18 protein-coding genes are annotated in these 17,385 nt (G+C 74.6%); 13 read left to right on the top strand and 5 right to left on the bottom strand.

What is annotated here, in order from left to right:
* Position 1: 1 nt before the first annotated feature.
* Complete coding sequence (locus tag JOE38_RS06965) at positions 2-1,708, bottom strand: glycosyltransferase family 39 protein (RefSeq protein WP_204575477.1); 1,707 nt, start codon at positions 1,706-1,708, stop codon at positions 2-4.
* Here JOE38_RS06965 and JOE38_RS06960 point away from each other — a divergent pair.
* The 5 genes from JOE38_RS06960 to JOE38_RS06940 all read left to right on the top strand — a co-directional run bounded on the left by JOE38_RS06960 (position 1,707) and on the right by JOE38_RS06940 (position 6,997).
* Complete coding sequence (locus tag JOE38_RS06960) at positions 1,707-2,894, top strand: ThiF family adenylyltransferase (protein WP_204575476.1); 1,188 nt, start codon at positions 1,707-1,709, stop codon at positions 2,892-2,894. The genes JOE38_RS06965 and JOE38_RS06960 overlap by 2 nt on opposite strands.
* On the top strand, positions 2,867-3,700 hold the full coding sequence (locus JOE38_RS06955; RefSeq protein ID WP_204575475.1) for a nucleotidyltransferase domain-containing protein: 834 nt from the start codon (positions 2,867-2,869) through the stop codon (positions 3,698-3,700). The genes JOE38_RS06960 and JOE38_RS06955 overlap by 28 nt, the downstream gene beginning before the upstream one ends.
* Before the next feature lie 90 nt (positions 3,701-3,790).
* A complete protein-coding gene (locus tag JOE38_RS06950; RefSeq protein ID WP_204575474.1) occupies positions 3,791-4,786 on the top strand; it encodes a hypothetical protein in 996 nt (331 codons plus the stop codon).
* Positions 4,779-6,239 carry a hypothetical protein gene (locus JOE38_RS06945; RefSeq protein ID WP_204575473.1) on the top strand — a complete coding sequence of 487 codons (1,461 nt, stop codon included), beginning with the start codon at positions 4,779-4,781 and terminating at the stop codon, positions 6,237-6,239. The genes JOE38_RS06950 and JOE38_RS06945 overlap by 8 nt, the downstream gene beginning before the upstream one ends.
* Before the next feature lie 146 nt (positions 6,240-6,385).
* The gene (locus JOE38_RS06940; protein ID WP_204575472.1) at positions 6,386-6,997 is read left to right on the top strand and encodes an acetyltransferase; all 612 of its coding nucleotides are present in this window, start codon (positions 6,386-6,388) and stop codon (positions 6,995-6,997) included.
* Between the two features lie 52 nt (positions 6,998-7,049).
* Here the strand turns inward: JOE38_RS06940 and JOE38_RS06935 are convergent, their stop codons facing one another.
* Entirely contained in the window at positions 7,050-7,547 is a 498-nt protein-coding gene (locus JOE38_RS06935) for a general stress protein (protein WP_204575471.1), read from the bottom strand.
* Positions 7,548-7,655: 108 nt separating this feature from the next.
* Here JOE38_RS06935 and JOE38_RS06930 point away from each other — a divergent pair, with 108 nt between their 5' ends.
* The gene (locus tag JOE38_RS06930) at positions 7,656-8,150 is read left to right on the top strand and encodes a MarR family winged helix-turn-helix transcriptional regulator (RefSeq protein ID WP_204575470.1); all 495 of its coding nucleotides are present in this window, start codon (positions 7,656-7,658) and stop codon (positions 8,148-8,150) included.
* Positions 8,151-8,346: 196 nt separating this feature from the next.
* Here the strand turns inward: JOE38_RS06930 and JOE38_RS06925 are convergent, their stop codons facing one another.
* A complete protein-coding gene (locus JOE38_RS06925; RefSeq protein ID WP_204575469.1) occupies positions 8,347-9,192 on the bottom strand; it encodes a trypsin-like serine protease in 846 nt (281 codons plus the stop codon).
* A 313-nt stretch (positions 9,193-9,505) separates the two neighbouring features.
* Between JOE38_RS06925 and JOE38_RS06920 the strand changes: the two genes are divergently transcribed.
* Both JOE38_RS06920 and JOE38_RS06915 read left to right on the top strand, forming a co-directional pair.
* Positions 9,506-11,539: an aldo/keto reductase gene (locus JOE38_RS06920; protein ID WP_204577145.1), complete on the top strand. Its 2,034-nt coding sequence runs from the start codon at positions 9,506-9,508 to the stop codon at positions 11,537-11,539.
* Positions 11,518-12,549, top strand: a complete 1,032-nt coding sequence (locus JOE38_RS06915) for a LacI family DNA-binding transcriptional regulator (RefSeq protein ID WP_204575468.1) — start codon at positions 11,518-11,520, stop codon at positions 12,547-12,549. The genes JOE38_RS06920 and JOE38_RS06915 overlap by 22 nt, the downstream gene beginning before the upstream one ends.
* 9 nt (positions 12,550-12,558) lie before the next feature.
* Here the strand turns inward: JOE38_RS06915 and JOE38_RS06910 are convergent, their stop codons facing one another.
* Complete coding sequence (locus tag JOE38_RS06910) at positions 12,559-13,449, bottom strand: cyclase family protein (RefSeq protein WP_204575467.1); 891 nt, start codon at positions 13,447-13,449, stop codon at positions 12,559-12,561.
* 135 nt (positions 13,450-13,584) lie between these two features.
* On the opposite strand from JOE38_RS06910, the gene JOE38_RS06905 reads away from it, so the two are divergent.
* From JOE38_RS06905 to JOE38_RS06885, 5 genes are all read left to right on the top strand, one after another.
* On the top strand, positions 13,585-14,049 hold the full coding sequence (locus tag JOE38_RS06905; RefSeq protein WP_204575466.1) for a MarR family winged helix-turn-helix transcriptional regulator: 465 nt from the start codon (positions 13,585-13,587) through the stop codon (positions 14,047-14,049).
* 49 nt (positions 14,050-14,098) lie between these two features.
* The gene (locus tag JOE38_RS06900) at positions 14,099-14,449 is read left to right on the top strand and encodes a GntR family transcriptional regulator (RefSeq protein ID WP_204575465.1); all 351 of its coding nucleotides are present in this window, start codon (positions 14,099-14,101) and stop codon (positions 14,447-14,449) included.
* Entirely contained in the window at positions 14,446-15,411 is a 966-nt protein-coding gene (locus JOE38_RS06895) for a DUF1648 domain-containing protein (protein WP_204575464.1), read from the top strand. The genes JOE38_RS06900 and JOE38_RS06895 overlap by 4 nt, the downstream gene beginning before the upstream one ends.
* A gap of 109 nt (positions 15,412-15,520) precedes the next feature.
* Positions 15,521-16,000 (top strand): VOC family protein, encoded by a 480-nt coding sequence (locus tag JOE38_RS06890; protein ID WP_204575463.1) that lies wholly within the window; start codon positions 15,521-15,523, stop codon positions 15,998-16,000.
* Between the two features lie 115 nt (positions 16,001-16,115).
* The gene (locus tag JOE38_RS06885; protein WP_204575462.1) at positions 16,116-17,012 is read left to right on the top strand and encodes a dihydrodipicolinate synthase family protein; all 897 of its coding nucleotides are present in this window, start codon (positions 16,116-16,118) and stop codon (positions 17,010-17,012) included.
* A 27-nt stretch (positions 17,013-17,039) separates the two neighbouring features.
* Here JOE38_RS06885 and JOE38_RS06880 read toward each other — a convergent pair whose 3' ends face one another.
* Positions 17,040-17,363 carry a hypothetical protein gene (locus tag JOE38_RS06880; protein ID WP_204575461.1) on the bottom strand — a complete coding sequence of 108 codons (324 nt, stop codon included), beginning with the start codon at positions 17,361-17,363 and terminating at the stop codon, positions 17,040-17,042.
* Positions 17,364-17,385: the final 22 nt, after the last annotated feature.

Here is a 17,385-nt window from a genome sequence, read left to right as displayed (position 1 = left end):
ATCAGCCCGCTGCCACCCGCTCGTACCGCTCGACGTTCGCGTTCATCACGTGCCAGTCGTCGGTCTTGGCGAAGCCGCGCGGGGTGAGCGCCGCGGCCACGTCGTCCCGGATGTCCTGCTTGTCGCTAGTGACCAGCCAGACGACGTCGGCGCCGTCGACCTCGTCGACGCGGTCGGCGAGCGGGTACGTCTGCTCCCAGAGGCCGTCGGTGTCGCCGGGCGGCGTGCGCAGCAGGATGTCGTCCATGCCGCGGAACGCGTCCGGGTACGAGTACGCGACGATGCGCGAGGTCGCCTTCGGGTGGCGGCGGACCGGGCCGAAGATCACGGCCTCGCTCGTGCCGGGGGCCTCCTGCGCGCGCTCCTCGGAGACGATCCGCGCGATGGCGGCCCAGTCGGAGTCGGCCTTCACGGTGGTCGTGCGGTCGTGCACGAGCTGCATCACCGACAGCGCCACGAGCAGGGCCGTGACGCCGGCGACGAGCGGCTTCCACTTGAGCGCGAGGATCCCGACCGCCATGAGCATCGCGAACGCGGGCGCCGTGTACGCCATGTACCGCGGGGAGTAGAGCGGCGACATGAGCGTGGAGGCGCCGATGAGCAGCAGCGTCGGCACGACGAACCACACGACCGCGAGCTGCAGGATCGTCGGCGACCACCCGGCGTGCAGGTACGCCGACTCGAACTCGGCGAGAGCGCCCTCCGGCTCGAGGCGCGAGGCGCGGCGGGCGCGCACCAGGCGGATCCCGCGGCGCACCAGCAGCGCCAGGCCCACGAGCGCGAGCGCCCAGGCGAGGAAGCCGAAGACGTCGTTCTGGTAGAAGAGCTGCGTCGAGATCACCTGCGTGATCGTGTTCGGGCCGATGGGCTTGATCCACCCGACCTGGCCCGACTGCTCCGTCACCACGCGCACGAGCGGCAGCGACAGGAGCCCTGCCGTGATGGAGGCGATGGCCCAGCCGAGGAGCGAGACGACCATGGGCCGGCGGCTGCGGCGGCCGGCGCGCGCGGAGGCGATGGACCAGAGGATCACGACGCCGTGCGCGCCCACGAGCAGCGCGAGGTACACGAACGTGGAGGCGCCGAGCCACGCGAGCAGCCCGTACAGCGCCCACCACCTGGCCTGCACCTGCCAGCGGGATCCGGCACGGCGGGCCGCGAGCACGAACGCGACGGTGAGCGCGACCGCGATGAGGGTGCCGAGCGCGAACGAGCGTCCCTCCGTGCCCATCCAGGCCGAGCGCGGGATCACGACGAAGACCAGCCCTGCGACGATGCCGGTGGCGCGCGTGGAGATCGTGCGCGTGAGGAGCACCACGCCCGCGGCGGCGAGGCCGATGAACACCGCGCTCGGGAAGCGCAGCGACGTGGGCGAGTAGCCGACCAGCTCGAACCACACCTTCATGCCCGCGTAGTAGAGGCCGTGGACGGCGTCGACCGTGCTGAGCTCGCGGAGGAGGTCGTCCCAGCCGCGCGTGGCCGAGATCACCGTGGCGGCCTCGTCGTACCAGACCGAGGGCGCGCCGGCGAGGGGGAGCGCGAGCAGGAAGCCGAGGAGGCCGATGAGCCAGGCGTCGCCCCAGCGGCGGTGGTGGAAGCGGCCGAGGGGGCCCGAGGGGCGACCGCCGCGGGGACCGTCGGCGGGCCGTCGTACGCTGGGTCCGGTCGACGCGGGTCCGCGTCCGCCGTCCGTACGGAGGTCTGTCATGGGGTCGTCTCTGCCGCTCGTCGATCTGGACGGCACGCACCCCGGGGGGCGGGGCCTCGGTGGTCATGGCTCCGGGCAGGATGCGCACGAACGGCGCGAACGCCACTCCCGGCACCTCGCCCTTCCCGGCATCGGGATGGGGGGTCAGTCCCGCATCGACCAGGCGCGCGTGCTCGTGATCGGCGCGGGCGGCCTCGGTTCCCCCGTGCTGCAGTACCTGGCCGCGGCGGGGATCGGGACCCTCGGAATCGTAGACGACGATGCTGTGGACCTCTCCAACCTCCAGCGCCAGACCATCCACGGCACGCCCGACGTCGGCCGGCCGAAGACCTCGTCAGCGGCGGATTCGGTGCACCGCACCGACCCCGGCATCGAGGTCGTGGAGCACGCCGAGCGGCTGACGAACGACAACGCCGTCCGGATCCTCAGCGGCTACGACGTGGTCGTCGACGCCACCGACAACTTCGCCACGCGGTACCTCATCAGCGACGCGGCTGCCCTCGTGGGCGTGCCCTGCGTGTGGGGATCCGTGTACCGGTGGGACGCGCAGGTCACCGTCTTCTGGGACGCGGCCCCCGACGGTCGCGGCATCGACTACCGCGACGTCTTCCCCGAGCCGCCCGCCGACGGCGCCGTGCTCTCCTGCGAGGAGGCGGGCGTGTTCGGCGCGGTCTGCGGCACGGTCGGTGCGCTCATGGCGACCGAGGTCATCAAGCTCGTCACGGGTGCCGGGACGCCGCTCCTCGGCCGGGTCGTGGTGCTCGACGCGCTCGCCGGCACCAGCCGCACCATCGGCGTGAAGCGCGCGAAGGGCCGCCAGCGGGTCACGGCGCTCGCCGACTACGACCTCTTCTGCGGCGTGGGCGCCGCCACCGACGGCACCGAGCTCGACGCGGAGGAGGTGGAGCGGATCCTCGCCTCCGACGAGCAGGTCGTGCTCCTCGACGTGCGCGAGCCCGACGAGCGGCTCGTCGACTCCATCCCCGGCCACGTCGCGGTGCCCGTGCGCATCGTCACGGTGGATCCGGGCGCGGTGCCCGGCGCGATCACCGACCGCGTGATCGTCTACTGCGCCTCCGGTGTGCGCTCGCGGGCGGCCGCGGCGGCGTTGCGCGAGGCGGGGCGCGACGCGGTGAGCCTGCGCGGCGGGATCCGGTCGTGGCGGAGCGTGGCGGGGCGGGCGTGACGGGTGGCGTCGACGCGGGTCCGGTCCTCGGGCTCGACGACGACGCGTTCCTCGAGCACGTCGCCGATGCACTCGCCTCCGTGCCGGGGGTGCGGGGCGTGGCGCTCGGTGGATCCCGCGCACAGGGCGCGAACCGGCCCGACAGCGACTGGGACGTCGCTGTCTACTACCGCGGATCCTTCGACCCCGATGCCCTGCGCGCCCTCGGCTGGCCCGGCGCGCTCAGCCCGCGCGGCGGCTGGGGTCCGATCTTCGACGGCGGCGGCGCGCTGCACGTCGACGGCCGCACGGTCGACGTGCACTACCGGGACCTCGACACGATCGAGGCCGTTCATGAGGAGGCGCTCGCCGGGCGCTTCACCATCGAGACGCTGCTCTTCCACCAGGCGGGTCTGCCGAGCACGATCCTGCTGGCCGAGGTGGGCGTGAACCGCGCGCTCCGCGGCGAGGTGTCGGCCTTCGAGTACCCGGCGGCGCTGCGCGCGTCCGCGCCCGGCGTCTGGTGGCAGCGGGCCGAGCTGACGCTCCACTACGCCCGCGAGGGCCACGCCCGCCACGGCCGGGTCGCGCAGTGCGCGGGTCTCCTCTCCGAGGCGGCGTGCTCCGCGGCGCACGCGATCCTCGCCCGCCGCGGCGAGTGGATCACGAACGAGAAGCAGCTCCTCACGCGCGCGGGGCTCCGCGGGGTCGACGCGGTCGTCGGGCGGATGGGGGCCGAACCCGCCGACCTGCTCGGTGCGGTCGACGAGGTCGAGGTCCTGCTCGTCGACGCGGTGCGACGCGAGGGGGTCGCGAGCCGCGCCTGATCGACTCGTCCGGTCCGCGGTTCCCGCGCCGGCGTCGCCGGTCGTCTATATCCTCCAGTGAGGAAATGGCATCGACGGGGATGGGAAGACGTGATGGACGAACAGCGCGGCTTGGGCAAGGCCAGGGACGGCATCGCCAAGGCGGTGGACGACGCTGCCCGGAGGGCGCGCGCCGCGTCCACGCAGGTGGGCGAGCGGGTGGGGGATCTCCGGGACACGACGAAGGAGACCGTCGAGAAGCTCGCCGCGAGGAAGCCGGACCCCTACGAGGACGCGGTCGCCGAGTACAACGTCGCGTACACGACGATGAACGACGCGGGGCTCGCCCTCCTGCGTCAGCGCGAGCGGTCGGCCGACCTGATCGAGCACGTGGAGGCGCTGGTCAACAGCATCGCCAACACGCCGAAGTCCTTCGAGGCCGCCATCGGTCGGATCGACGTCGACAGGGCTGAGTTCCTGGACGTGGAGGAGTTCGCCCGCCGAGATCTCGAGGCCGCCCGCCGGTCCGCCGCCGGGGGCGGGGCCGGGTTCGCCGCGGGCGCCGCGGTCGCGAGCGTCGCGCCGAGCGCGGCGATGTGGGTCGCGACCACCTTCGGCGCCGCGTCGACCGGCACCGCGATCTCCGCCCTGTCCGGCGCTGCGGCCACGAACGCCGCGCTGGCCTGGCTCGGGGGCGGAGCCCTGGCAGCCGGCGGTGGCGGCACGGCCATGGGAGGAGCGATCCTCGCGCTGTCCGGACCGGTCGGCTGGGGCGTCGCGGGGGCTGCGATCCTCACGTCGGTCGCCCTGTTCGCCTGGAAGAAGGGCGAGACCCGCGAGGAGAAGCAGGAGGCTCTCATCGCGGTGAAGCGCAACACCGCCCGCGTCGAGGAGCTGGCCGCCCGGGTCGACGGGCTCCTGCGCCGCACCGACGAGCTCCGGTCGCAGCTGACCACGAGCTACCGCGACGCGATGCGGTCCTTCGGCGCCGACTTCTCGGCACTCCCCGCGAGCGAACAGTCGCGTCTCGCGGCGCTCGTCAACAGCACGCAGGCGTGCGCGGCCCTGCTGGGCGAACGTGTCGACGGGGGCGCCGACCGTGGTTGACGCGCCCCGCCTCGCGCGGCGGAACCAGGAGCAGGCGGTCGCGGCGTGGGTGAACCACCTCAACCAGGTGCGCCTCGACGGGCTGCTGGACGCGCTCCGGCGTCAGGACGGGAACCTCCGCGAGGCGCTGGCACGTGTCGACGCGGCGATCCGGACCATCGACCTCGAGGTGGTCGGGAGGAACCGTGGCGGCACGAAGGGCATGCACGGCTTCATCGCCGAGGCCGCCGAGAGCGGCATCGGGGACGCGCGCAGCCAGATCCTCGGACAGGGCCTGGTCTACGAGTGGGTGAACGACAACGGCCCCGTCGACCTGATGCGCGGCGGCGTGGAGATCCAGCAGAAGTTCGTCGCGGCGGGCGGGCGCTTCGGCCTCGGAGCCGTCGCGGAGCACCTCGAGAGGTACCCCGACTTCGTCAGCGGAGGGGGCAGGTACCAGGTCCCGAGCGACCACTTCGAGGTGATCCAGGCGCTGCACGGCATGAGCCGTGAGGAGGCGGGTCGCCTGCTCACGCGGGGAGGCGAGGGTCCGTCCTTCCGCGACTGGAAGGCGGTGCAGACCTTCTTCGCGACGCGCGACCTCGGGATCGAGTCGCTCGAGCCCTCCCACCTCCGCTACGACGAGGTGCAGCGGGGTGCCTTCGGCGCGACGCTGGAGGGGGAGAAGGAGTCGCTGCGCACGACCGACGAGGCCCTTCGGGACGACGCCCACCGCGCGAGCCGGCCCAGCGCGCGCGAGGGGGCGGAGGCGACCCTCGTGGCCGCTGGCGTCGAGGGCGGGACGGCCTTCGTCCTCGCGGTGGTGCGGAAGCGCCGTGCGGGAACGAGGCTCCAGGACTTCACGAGCGAGGACTGGGCCGAGATCGCGGGCGACTCCGGCAGGGGCTTCCTCACGGGCGGCATCCGGGGCCTCAGCATCTACTCGCTCACCAACTTCACCGCCACCTCCGCATCGGTCGCCAGCGCCATGGTCACCGCGGCGTTCGGGGTCGCGGAGCAGGCGCACCGGCTGCGTACCGGCGAGATCGCCGAGGCGGAGTTCCTCGACAACGCCGAGCTCGTCTGCCTGGAGGCGGCCGTCGGCGCGCTGTCGTCCTTCGTGGGCCAGGCGCTCATCCCCGTGCCGGTGCTCGGAGCCGTCATCGGGAACACGGTGGGCATGATCATGCACTCGGCCGTGTCGGACGCGCTGTCCCGGCGGGAGGCCGCCCTCATCGAGGGCTACCTGCGTGACCAGCGCGAGCTCGACGAGCAGCTCGCCGCCGAGCACCAGGCGCTGATCGACGAGCTCGACACGAGCATGGCCACATGCCTCGCCGTGCTCGAGCGGGCCTTCTCGCCCGACACCGAGGCGGCCCTCATCGGGTCGGTCGACCTCGCGCGCTCGGTCGGGGTGGCGACGGAGCGGATCCTGGACTCGGAGGAGAAGGCCCGCAGCTACTTCCTCGACTGAGCCAGGACCACGGGCAGCCCCCTCCCGCCGGCACACCCTGGCCGGTGCGATCAGCTGCAGCGTCTCGTGGCTCTCCGCGCCGGACCGGGCAGCTCGGATCGGCCGCATCGCGGGGCTGAGCGGCCCCGCCATGCCAGGCTCGCGGGATGAGCGCCAAGCCCGTCATCGCCCGATCCGACGACCCGCGGGCGACGCGCCTCGCCGCGGAGGGCTGGATCGTGATCGCGCGGTCGTGGGGCGCGCAGCTCGACGCGGCCGACGCGGACCTCGCGCTGCTGCGGGCGCTCGTCGACCGCGTCGGCGGATCCGCCGTGCTGCGCGAGCTCGGGCCGGACGACGTCCCGCGGATCCTCGCGCTCGACGCCGCCACCCTCGCCGACTACCCGGGCGGCCCGGCCACCCGCCACGCGGGCCTCACGCGCGACTCCGCTCGCGTCCCTGCTCCGGACCGCCGCGGCTTCGGCGCATTCGACTCCGCCGGCGCGCTCCTGGCGATGACGATCGTCGACCTGGATCCCGCGGGCCTGGCCGCCGAGACCGACGTGACGGTCGTCGACGCCGCCCATCGCGGGCGCGGCCTCGGCACGGCCGTCAAGGCGGCCTCCGTGCTGGCGCTGATCGAGGCGGGCGCGATGTCGTTCCGCACCGGGGGCTCGAGCGAGAACGCCGCGATCATCGCGGCCGGTGCCGCGCTCGGCTACCGCGTCGACGAGGAGTGGCTCACGCTCGAGGCGCCCGAGGACGCACCCCGGACATGACGACGCGGACGGGCGGCTGAGCCGTCCGTCCGCGTCGCGGTGATGCGGCGGGTCAGGCGCGCGGCGCCCCGGTGGTGTCGAACAGGATCCGCGACGCCTCGGCGGCCCGGGCGCTGTCGACCAGCACGTCGTAGCGGCCGGCCGTCAGCGTCTGGATGGAGGAGAAGTCGCGCTTCCCGCGGGTGGCGTAGTGGCCGACGAAGCCGAACAGCGCGCCCCAGAGCGCGCCGATGCCGACCGCGACGAGGAGCACGCCGAGGAACGCGACGCCGGGCGTGAAGATCCCGAACAGCACGCCCAGCATGAGGCCGAACCAGGCGCCGCCCGCGGCCCCGCGCACCGCGGCGCTGCCGTTGGTGACCCGGCCGGTCACTGTCTCGACGGTGCGGACGTCGTGGCCGACGATCTGCGTCGATGCGACCGGGAACTCGCGGTCGGACAGCGTGTCGACGGCGGCCTGCGCGTCGGCGTACTCGGTGTAGCTCGCGATCACCTCGCGGGGCGTGGCCGGGACGGCGTGCGCGCGGGGGTCGGTGCTCGGGGTGGACATGGGGTGCTTCCTCTCGGATCGTGCGGTTCGTGCGTTCCGTCCGGGGCCGGACGATATGGTTTGAGGATACCAACGGTCGGCGATCACGGAGGGGACGGGGATCGAACGGTGAGGGAGCTCCCAGGCAAGGACGGCGCGCACAACCAGGACGGCATCGCCGTCGGAGCCGCGATGGAGCGTGCGGTCCTCGCGATCACGCGCTGGGCGTCGCGGCCCGATGTGCGTCGGCGCATGCTCGCCGACGAGGGCGAGGCGTTCTCGTCGACCGACACCTGGCTCCTCGCCCACCTCGCCGAGTGCGGGGCGACCCGGATGCGCGTCCTCGCCGACTGGCAGGGCGTCGACAAGTCGACGATGACCGCGCACGTGCGGCGCCTCGAGGAGCGGGGCCTCGTGATCCGCGAGCCCGACCCCGACGACCGGCGCGCGGTCCTCGTGCGCCCGACGCCCGACGCCGAGCGGGTGCTCGACCGCAACTCCGCCACGGCCCGCGCGCTCCTCGGCGAGCTCGTGGGGGAGTGGTCGCCGCGCGAGCGCACCGAGCTGACCCGGCTGCTCGGGCGGCTGGTCGCGGAGATCGAGGCGGAGGGCGCGGAGCGGTGACGCCTCGGGCGCGACCCTCGCTCAGGTCGCGCTCACGAACGACGGCAGACGACGGCTGGCCGCGCGCTTCGCCGTCCTGCGCGGTCGGGATCCCTCGTAGCGGCGGCGCTGGATCGTGGGGCCCGCCTCCCACCCGGGACCGGCCGGCACCCGGCGGACGCGGTCCGTCGGGCGCCGGCCGGCGCGGGCGAGGGGATCAGCTCGTGGGCGCCAGCACGTAGGCGGGCAGCTCCGCGAGCACCTGGTCGATCGACGTGTAGAGCAGGTAGTGCCCGTTCGCCGTCTGGCTGGAGATGATGCCGATCAGCTTGTGCCCGTAGGACACGACGGGACCCCCGGAGTCACCACCGGTGATGGCGGCATGCTCGTCCGACTCGCCCGCCGACACGTGGTTCCACCGGGTCTCGACGCCCGGGGGCAGGCTCACCGGCTGGAACACGCACCTCACGCCGGACGCGTGCCCGCTCGTGCAGAACCTGCCCTCGGGGGCGGTGGTTCCCTGGACGGGCTGGCGTCCGACGCGGCCGCGGCTGGGCATGAAGACCTGGCCGTTGGCGCGCGGCGTGTACGTCTGGATGGGGCTGCAGAACGCCGCGGACGAGTGGTGCGAGCGGCAGTAGAGCGTCCGCTCGTCGGGCTGGGGGGAGACGCGGATCAGCTCGATGTCGGAGTTGTGGGGCGAGATCCAGTCGACCGTGCCGAGGGCCGCGGTGCCGACGTGGACCGTGGAGTACATGCCCCCGCAGTGCGCGGCCGTGACGATGTACCGCGTCGCGTTCTGGTAGGGCGTGAGCCGCAGGAACCAGCTGCGCGGGACGAGCACGGCGCCGACCGTGCAGGTGCCGGCGGACGAGTCGATCATCGAGCCCGCGATCACGGGCAGGGCCGTGCGGTCGCCCTGGTCGGCGTTCGCGGGTGCGGCGCCGAGGCTGGTGAGGGCCACGACGGCGACGACGGCGGCGAGCAGGGTGACGAGCGGGGAGGGCCGGCCGCGGCCGGGGCCGCTCCGGTCCCGGGCGCTGTGGCGACGTGCGAGGTGCATGGGTTCTCCTTCGGGGTGCGGGGCCGCGCGATCGCGCGGCGGGGTCGGAGGTCGGCGGCGTTCCGGCCGGGACGTCCCGGCGTGCGCCTCCTCCGCGAGCGGACGCTAGCGGCGGGATCGTGAGCGGGGAGCGCGGAGCGCACACGCCCGAGGGGCCTGGGGAGAGCGCCGGATGCTCCGCGCGGAGCCGCTCCCGCGGGTGCCTGCGTGAACGTTCACGCCGCCCCCCGGCCGAGAGGCTTGACCATCCCGCAGCCCAGCCCTTAGCGTCGTCGTGAACGTTCACGCCGACGACGCCGCGAAGGGCCCCACCATGACCGACCCCACCCCGACCACCCCGACCGCACCCGGCTGGGCGGTCCTCGGCCCGGGCTCCATCGCCCGCCGCTTCCTCTCCCAGCTCCCCGCGAGCGTGCGGGGCGCGCGCCTCGTCGCGGCCGGCAGCTCCAGCGCCGAGCGCGCCGAGTCCTTCGCGGCCGAGGCCGCCGACCACGGCTTCGACGACGTCACGGGCGCCGACTACGACGCCGTCCTCGCGGATCCGGCCGTCGGCGCCGTCTACATCTCGACCGTGCACACCGGCCACGCCGACCTCGTGATCCGCGCGCTCGACGCCGGCAAGGCCGTCCTCTGCGAGAAGCCGCTCGCCGTCAACCACGGCACCGCGATGGCGCTCGTCGACGCGGCCCGCGAGGCCGGCCTCCCGCTCGTCGAGGCGTACATGTACCGCTTCCACCCGCAGACGGCCGCGCTCCTCGAGCTGCTGCGCGACGGCGTGATCGGGGAGGTCGCCCACGTCGACGCCTCCTTCTCCTTCCGCACCGGATCCCGCACCGGCCGCCTCTACGACACCGCGACCGCGGGCGGCGGGATCCTCGACGTCGGCGGCTACGCGGTCACCGCCGCGGCGGCCGTCGTGCAGGCCGCGACCGGGATCGCCGTCGCCGAGCCGCTCACGCTCGAGGTCGAGGGCACCGTCGGGCCGACCGGCGTCGACGAGTGGTCCGTGGCGCGCGCGACCTACCGCGGCGGCGCCGGGCAACCGGGCATCACCGCGACCCTCCGCACGGGCGTCGCGCTCGACGAGCCGCAGGCGCTCACAATCCTGGGCTCGAAGGGCCGCATCCACCTCAGCGACCCGTGGACCCTCGGCGACGCGCCCACCATCGAGGTCTCCGTCGTCGGCGAGGAGCCGCGCACGCTCACCTTCACGGGCGCGAAGCCGTACGCGATCGAGGCCGACGCCACGACCGACGCCCTCGCGGCCGGCCTCGGCGAGGCCGCGCAGATGACCCTCGACGAGACCCTCGCCACGGCCCGCACGCTCGACCGCTGGCGCGCCGCGCTCGAGCTGCGCTACCCGTTCGAGTCCGAGGACGCCGACATCCCCACCGTCTCCGGCCGCCCGCTCCGGGTCCGCGACGACAGCCCGATGCTGTACGGCGAGATCCCCGGCGTCGGCAAGCGCATGTCGCGCCTCGTCATGGGCGTCGACAACCAGCCCGACCTCGCGCACGCGTCCGCGATCTTCGACCACTTCGTCGAGCAGGGCGGCAACGCGTTCGACACCGGCTACATCTACGGCGGCGGCGTGCTCGAGGGGCGCCTCGGGAGGTGGATCCAGAACCGCGGCATCCGCGAGGACGTGGTCGTCATCACCAAGGGCGCCCACACCCCGCACTGCGACCCGGAGTCGCTCACCAGCCAGCTGCTCGAGAGCCTCGACCGCCAGGGCACCGACTACGCCGACATCTACCTCATGCACCGCGACAACCTCGAGGTGCCGGTGGGGGAGTTCGTCGACGTGATGGACGAGCACCAGCGCGCCGGGCGGATCCGCTCCTACGGCGTCTCGAACTGGACGCCCGAGCGCTTCGACGAGGCGCAGGCCTACGCGAAGGCCAACGGCCGCGCGGGGTTCCAGGCGCTGAGCGACCACTTCGGCCTGGCCGAGGCGTACGACGTGCCGTGGGCGGGATGCGTGCACGTCACGGATCCCGCCTCCAAGGCGTGGCTCGAGGAGCGGCAGGTCCCGCTGCTGCCGTGGTCGTCGCAGGCGCGCGGCTTCTTCACGGGCCGCGCCCGCCCGGACGACCTGAGCGACCCCGAGCTCGTGCGCTGCTACTACGGCGACGACAACTTCGAGCGCCTCCGTCGCGCCGAGGAGCTCGCGGCCGAGCACGGCGTGCAGGCCACGGCGATCGCGCTCGCCTACGTGCTCGCGCAGCCGTTCCCGACCTTCCCGCTGTTCGGGCCCCGCACCATCACCGAGGTCCGGTCCTCGATGCGCGGCCTGTCGATCGAGCTCACCCCGGAGCAGGTGGCGTGGCTGGACCTGCGGGGCTGAGCGGGTCGGGCGCGGCCGGTCGCGAGCCGGCCGGCCGCGCCACCATCCACGACGTCGCCTCCGCCGCGGGCGTCTCCCGCCAGACCGTCACGCGCGCGATGAACGGCATGCCGGGCATCAGCGAGGACACGAAGCGGCGCGTGCTCGACGCCGCCGATCAGCTCGCGTACCGGCCGTCGCGGTTCGGGCGCGGGCTCGTGACGGGCGGGGACCACCAGCTCGGCCTGGTGGTCGACGACCTCAGGAACCCGTGGTCGCCCGAGCTCGCGGCCGCCGTGGTGCGGATCGCGGCGGCCCGCGGCTGGAACGTGTCGCTCGCCGACGTCGGCCTCGCCGCCGACTCCGACCGCATGGTGGAGGACCTCGGCGCGCAGACCGACGCCGTGATCGGGACGCTCGGATCGCGGGCCGCCGAGTGGATCGCGCGGCTCGGCTCCGTGCCCGTCGTGGAGCTGGATCCGCGCGGCGACCCGCTCCGCGCCGCCGTGCAGCTGGATCCCTCGGAGGCGATCGACGCGCTCGCGGACCATCTCGCGGCGGTCGGCGTGCGCCACCCCGTCGTGCTCGATGCCGCCGTCGCCGCGGGCCCCAGCGCGCGCGCCGCCCTGCTCGTGCGCGCGTTCGAGGCCCGGTCCATGGAGGTGTCCGTCGTCCGGGCGTCCGCGCCCACCGCGGAGGCCGCCGCCGTCGCGACCGAGCGCGTCGTCGCCCGCCCGCGCACGGCCGACGCGATCGTCGCCTTCAACGACGTGTGCGCCCTCGGTGTGCTCTCCGCCTGCCGCCGCGCGGGCGTCGACGTGCCGGGCGACGTGCGCGTGGTCGGCATCGACGGCCTCTCGCTCGGCCGCCTGCTCGCCCCCACCCTCACGACGCTCGCGGTGGACCTCGACGAGCTCGCCCGCCACGCGCTCGACCTCGCGGTCGCGATGATCGCGGGCGACCTGCCGCGCTCCGGCCCCGAGGTGGTCCGCACGGTTCGGCACCAGCTCGTGGTGCGCGAGTCGGCCTGACGCCGATCGTCAGAAGACGGCGATCGGGTTCACGGGGACGCCCGTCAGTCCGTGGATCCGCGGCGGCGCCACGCTGAGCAGGAACGACCAGCGGTCGAGCTCCCGGCAGGCGGCCGCGAGCTCCTCGACGGCGGCGCTGTCGATGAGCGGCATGCCGAGCCGGGCCAGGGCCACCATGTGCATCGGCATGGGGACGTCGGGGTCGCTCGGCGGGAAGCCGTCGCTGACGTCCCCCGCGTAGAGGGCGACGCCGCGCGCGTGCATCCACCGCACCGCGTCGACGGTCATGCCGGGTCCGGGCTCCGTCGCGCCCCAGGCGAACGCCCATCCGCTCCGGACGACCAGGGCGTCGCCGGGCTCGAGGGCCACGCCGCCGCGCGCCTCGGCGGCGTCGAGGTCGGCGCCCGTGATCGCGTGGCCTGACATCAGGCGTCCCTCCGGCGCGAGGTCGAGCAGCACGCCGCGCGTGACGACGCCCTCCGCGAAGGCCGTCGTGGATCCGGACGCCACGTGCCCGCCCGGCGCCGCCTCCGCGAGGGGTCGGCCCGGGTACACGACGCCGTCGATCGGCATGTGCACGACCGCGTCGATGTGCGTGAGGGCCGGGTGGTGCGGCGTGACCACGAGGACCTCGGACATGCCCATCGGCGGCGTGCCCGTGTGCAGCAGCGCCTGCTGCACGGGCGGCGACGGCGGTGACGGAGGCGCGAACGGCCCGCCCAGCATCGACGCGGGCTCGACGGGCAGCGCGAGCGAGACCCAGCGGCCGGTGCGCACCGCGGCGGCGGCGCGGGCGCGGGCGTCGTCGTCGACGAGGTTCAGGGTGCCGCGCTCGTCGTCGTGGCCCCAGCGGCCGCGGTCGTCGGGGAGCGCGGGGTGCGCGGTGGGCGGTGTCGTCATGGGTGGTGTCCTGTCGGGTCGACGGCGCCCCGGGCGGGTGCGCCGCGGGATCCTGCAGAAGCAGGCACCTGCATGTTAGTCACCAACAGGACCCTGCTGGTCCACGCGGCGGTGATCATGCGCGAGGATCGGCACATGGTCAGGAACGACGACGGGGCGCTCGAGGCGGTCCTCGGCTGGAACGCGGTGAAGGTCGCGCGCATCATCGGGACCCGGATCACGGCCGAGCTCGCCGCGCACGACATCAGCCTCGTGCAGTTCGGCGTGCTGTCCTGCCTGGCCGGGGGCACGCAGATGACGTCGGCCGACATCGCCCGGGCCGTGTTCGTGCGGCCGCAGAGCATGGCCGAGGTGCTCGACGGGATGGAGCGGCGCGGGCTCGTGCAGCGCGTGGGCGTCCGGTCGAAGGGCCGTCGCAATCCCGTCCGCATCACGGAGGACGGGGAGCGCGCGCTCGCCGCATCGCAGGAGATCGCGACGGCGACGAACGACCTCAGCGCCTTCGGGATGAGCGCGGCCGAGAGCGCGCAGCTGAACGCCCTGCTCCTCGCCGTCATCCGGAACGCCGACGAGCAGCCGCCGGTGGATCCGTCGCTCTGAGGGCCGCCGACCGCTGGCTCGGTCGGGATTGTTCGCATACAATGCGAACATGCTCATCACGGTGGATCCCACGGCCAAGGCCTCGCTCGCCGAGCAGGTGGCCACGCAGATCCGCTACGCGATAGCGCGCGGGGAGCTCGCGAGCGGGGAGCGGCTGCCGTCGGCGCGCGACCTCGCGGCCTCGGTGGACGTGAACATGCACACGGTCCTCCGCGCGTACGCGAGCCTCCAGGACGACGGGCTCATCGAGCTGCGTCGCGGTCGCGGCGCGACGGTGATCCGCTCGGGCAACGCCTCCTTCGACCGCCTCCGCACGCTCGTCGAGGAGCTGCGCGAGCAGGCGGAGACCCTCGGCGTGCCGATGGACGACCTGTTCACCATGATCAAGGGAGCACGATGACGACTCCAGCACCTTCGCCCCTGTCGACCGGCGCGCGCGTCGCGGTCGTCGCCCCCGCGGCCGTCATCGCCCTGGCGCTCGGCGTCGCGGCCGTCGTGCTCGCGCCGGCGCTCCCCGGTCGGATCGCCGTGCACTTCGCCGCCGACGGGACGCCCGACGGGTGGGGCTCGCCCTGGGTGATGCTCGCGGCGGCACTGGGTCTCGCGCTCGTCGCCGTGGCCCTCGCTGTCGCCGCCCTGCGAGCGCGGGACCGGCGCACGGCGGCCACGGTGCTCCTCGTCGCGAACCTCGTGGCGGGCATCCTCGCGACGGGGTGGATCGCGATCGCCGCTTCCGCCGGCATCGGCGACGGCACCTTCCCCGTGGTGTCAAGCGTCGTGCTGCTGGGCGTGGGCGCGCTGGCGGCCGCGATCCCCGTGGCCGTCCTCGTCCGCGCCGCGGGGCCCGTCCCCGCGCACGACGTGGCGCCGCTCGAGGTCGCCGCGACGGCCCGCGTGGCGTGGCGCGGGCGCACCGGCAGCGGCTGGTTCGCGGGCATCGGCGCGGTCGTCGTGGTGCTCGGCTTCGTGGCCGCGGCCAGCGCGCCTCCGGGCGATGCCGGTACCGCTGCGCTCACGGGCCTCCCGCTGGTCGTGGCCGGCGTCGCGATGCTGGCGCTCGCGCGCGTCGACGTCACGGTCGACCGGCGCGGGCTCCGGGTCGTCTCGGCCTGGACGCGGATCCCGATCATGCGCGTGCCCCTCGCGCGCATGGAGTCGGCCGGGTGGGAGGACGTCTCGCCGGGGCAGTGGGGCGGCTGGGGCCTGCGCATCTCGGGTCGCGGCGTCGCCTACGTGACGCGCTCCGGGTCCGGCCTCGTCGTGCGGCTCAGCGGCGGAGGAGCCCGGCTGGTCACCGTCGAGGACGCGGATCGCGGCGCTGCCGTCCTCGAGGCGCTCCTCGCGGGGCGCCGCACGCCCTGAGCCGCCCGCCGCATCCGTCGTCGGGCGGGCTCTGGTCCGCGGGACCGCCGGTGGCTAGCGTGGCCCCGACGGCGCGCGACGAGGCCGCCGTCGGACACGAGGAGCAGCCATGCCGCGCATCACCCCCACCCTCTGGTTCGGCGAGGAGATCGAGGAGGCGGCTCGGTTCTACGTCGACCTGTTCCCCGGCTCGCGGATCCTCGACACCTCGCGCTACCCGGACGACTTCCCCGACGCGGCCCTCCGCGGCACGGCCCTCGTGATCGACGTCGAGCTCGACGGCCAGCAGATCCGCCTGCTGAACGGCGGCCCCGGCATGCAGGCGACCGAGGCGGTGTCGCTGTCGATCTCGGTGGGCGGCCAGGACGAGGTCGACCGCTACTGGGACGCGTTCGCCGACGGCGGGACCGAGGGCCGATGCGGCTGGGTGCGCGACCGCTGGGGCTTCTGGTGGCAGGTCGTCCCGGAGGCGATGGCGACCACGATCGGCGGGCCCGACCCCGAGGGTGCCGCGCGCGCCATGGCCGCGATGATGGGGATGGGCCGGCTCGTCGTCGCCGAGCTGCAGGCCGCGTACGACGCGCGCTGACCGAGCGCGCGCACCTGTCGGTGCCCGCACCCGGCGCCCGCCCCCGTCAGGATGGGGTGATCCCCGCACCCGCCCACTCGACGGGATCGGCCGCCCTCGACCGGATCGGATGCCCATGCTCACGGGTCTCAGCGCCTTCCCCCTCACCCCGCTCCGCGACGACGCGGTCGACGAGGCCGCGTACGCGGGCCTCGTGGGGCGGCTCGCCGTCGCCGGGGTGGACTCGATCACCGCCCTCGGGTCTACCGGCTCGTACGCGTACCTGGGCCGGGAGGAGCGCCGCCGGGTCGCGACCTCGACCGTGGACCACGCGGGTCCCGTGCCGGTGATCGTCGGCATCGGCGCCCTCCGCACGTCGCAGGTCCGAGCGCTCGCGGAGGACGCGCAGCGGGCCGGGGCGCGCGCGGTGCTCCTCGCGCCCATCACCTACCAGGCGCTCACGGACGACGAGGTGCACGGCCTCTTCGCCGACGTGACGGCCGAGCTGTCGGTGCCGCTCGTGGTCTACGACAACCCGGGCACCACGCACGTGACCTTCACGGACGACCTGTACGCGTCCATCGCGCGGCTGCCGCACGTCGCGTCGATCAAGATCCCGGGCGTGCCCGCGGATCCCGCCGCGGCCGCCGCGCGCGTGCAGGCGATCCGCGCCCGGATCCCCGCCGGCGTGACGATCGGCGTATCCGGCGACGGCTTCGGCGCGACCGGCCTCGTCGCGGGCTGCGACGCCTGGTACTCGGCGATCGCGGGCACGCTGCCGGAGCCCGCCCTGCGGATCACTCGCGCGGCCCAGGCCGGGGATCACGCGTCGGCCGCGGCGGAGTCCGCCCGGCTGCAGCGGCTGTGGGACCTGTTCGCCGAGCACGGCGGCAGCTACCGCGTGATCGCCGCGATCGCGGAGCACCTGGGGCTCGTGGCGCCGGACGCGCTGCCGCGGCCGGTGCGGGGGCTGGATCCCGCTGCCCGCGCGCGCGTCGCCGATGTCGTGGCCGAGCTGGACCTGCGCGCGTAGGGCACCGCCGGGTGCGGCGTCTCGACGTCAGGCCCCCGCGCGCTCCGACAGCAGCAGGAGGAGCAGCGACCCGAGCGCGACCAGGGCGATCAGACCCATGAGGGAGGCGAAGGCGAGGTTCCGGATGCGCGCCGTCCGTACCGTCGCGGCGACCACGACCATGGCGAGGTAGAGGAGCGCCGTCGCCACGATGCCGGTCAGCGGGATCGCCGTCTCCAGCCGGAGCGCCGCGACGAGCAGCCCCACGGTGAGCCCCGCCATCAGCCCCGCGGGGACGAGCCACTGGCGGCGGCGCGCGGTGCGGATCGCGGGCTGATCGCGGACGCGGGTGGGATCGGGTTCGGCGGGCATGCCCCACCCTCCCGCTGCGCCG

The sequence above is a fragment of the Clavibacter michiganensis genome (assembly GCF_016907085.1).
Taxonomy (GTDB): Bacteria; Actinomycetota; Actinomycetes; order Actinomycetales; family Microbacteriaceae; genus Clavibacter; species Clavibacter michiganensis_O.
This window is presented reverse-complemented; position numbering and strand designations above follow the sequence as displayed.

Coding starts and splice junctions, on each gene's coding strand:
- JOE38_RS06935 (WP_204575471.1), bottom strand. CDS start 7,547: ATGTCCACCCCGAGCACCGACCCCCGCGCGCACGCCGTCCCGGCCACG.
- JOE38_RS06905 (WP_204575466.1), top strand. CDS start 13,585: ATGGTCAGGAACGACGACGGGGCGCTCGAGGCGGTCCTCGGCTGGAAC.
- JOE38_RS06960 (WP_204575476.1), top strand. CDS start 1,707: ATGGGGTCGTCTCTGCCGCTCGTCGATCTGGACGGCACGCACCCCGGG.
- JOE38_RS06885 (WP_204575462.1), top strand. CDS start 16,116: ATGCTCACGGGTCTCAGCGCCTTCCCCCTCACCCCGCTCCGCGACGAC.
- JOE38_RS06900 (WP_204575465.1), top strand. CDS start 14,099: ATGCTCATCACGGTGGATCCCACGGCCAAGGCCTCGCTCGCCGAGCAG.
- JOE38_RS06920 (WP_204577145.1), top strand. CDS start 9,506: ATGACCGACCCCACCCCGACCACCCCGACCGCACCCGGCTGGGCGGTC.
- JOE38_RS06910 (WP_204575467.1), bottom strand. CDS start 13,449: ATGACGACACCGCCCACCGCGCACCCCGCGCTCCCCGACGACCGCGGC.
- JOE38_RS06895 (WP_204575464.1), top strand. CDS start 14,446: ATGACGACTCCAGCACCTTCGCCCCTGTCGACCGGCGCGCGCGTCGCG.
- JOE38_RS06965 (WP_204575477.1), bottom strand. CDS start 1,708: ATGACAGACCTCCGTACGGACGGCGGACGCGGACCCGCGTCGACCGGA.
- JOE38_RS06940 (WP_204575472.1), top strand. CDS start 6,386: ATGAGCGCCAAGCCCGTCATCGCCCGATCCGACGACCCGCGGGCGACG.
- JOE38_RS06925 (WP_204575469.1), bottom strand. CDS start 9,192: ATGCACCTCGCACGTCGCCACAGCGCCCGGGACCGGAGCGGCCCCGGC.
- JOE38_RS06880 (WP_204575461.1), bottom strand. CDS start 17,363: ATGCCCGCCGAACCCGATCCCACCCGCGTCCGCGATCAGCCCGCGATC.
- JOE38_RS06890 (WP_204575463.1), top strand. CDS start 15,521: ATGCCGCGCATCACCCCCACCCTCTGGTTCGGCGAGGAGATCGAGGAG.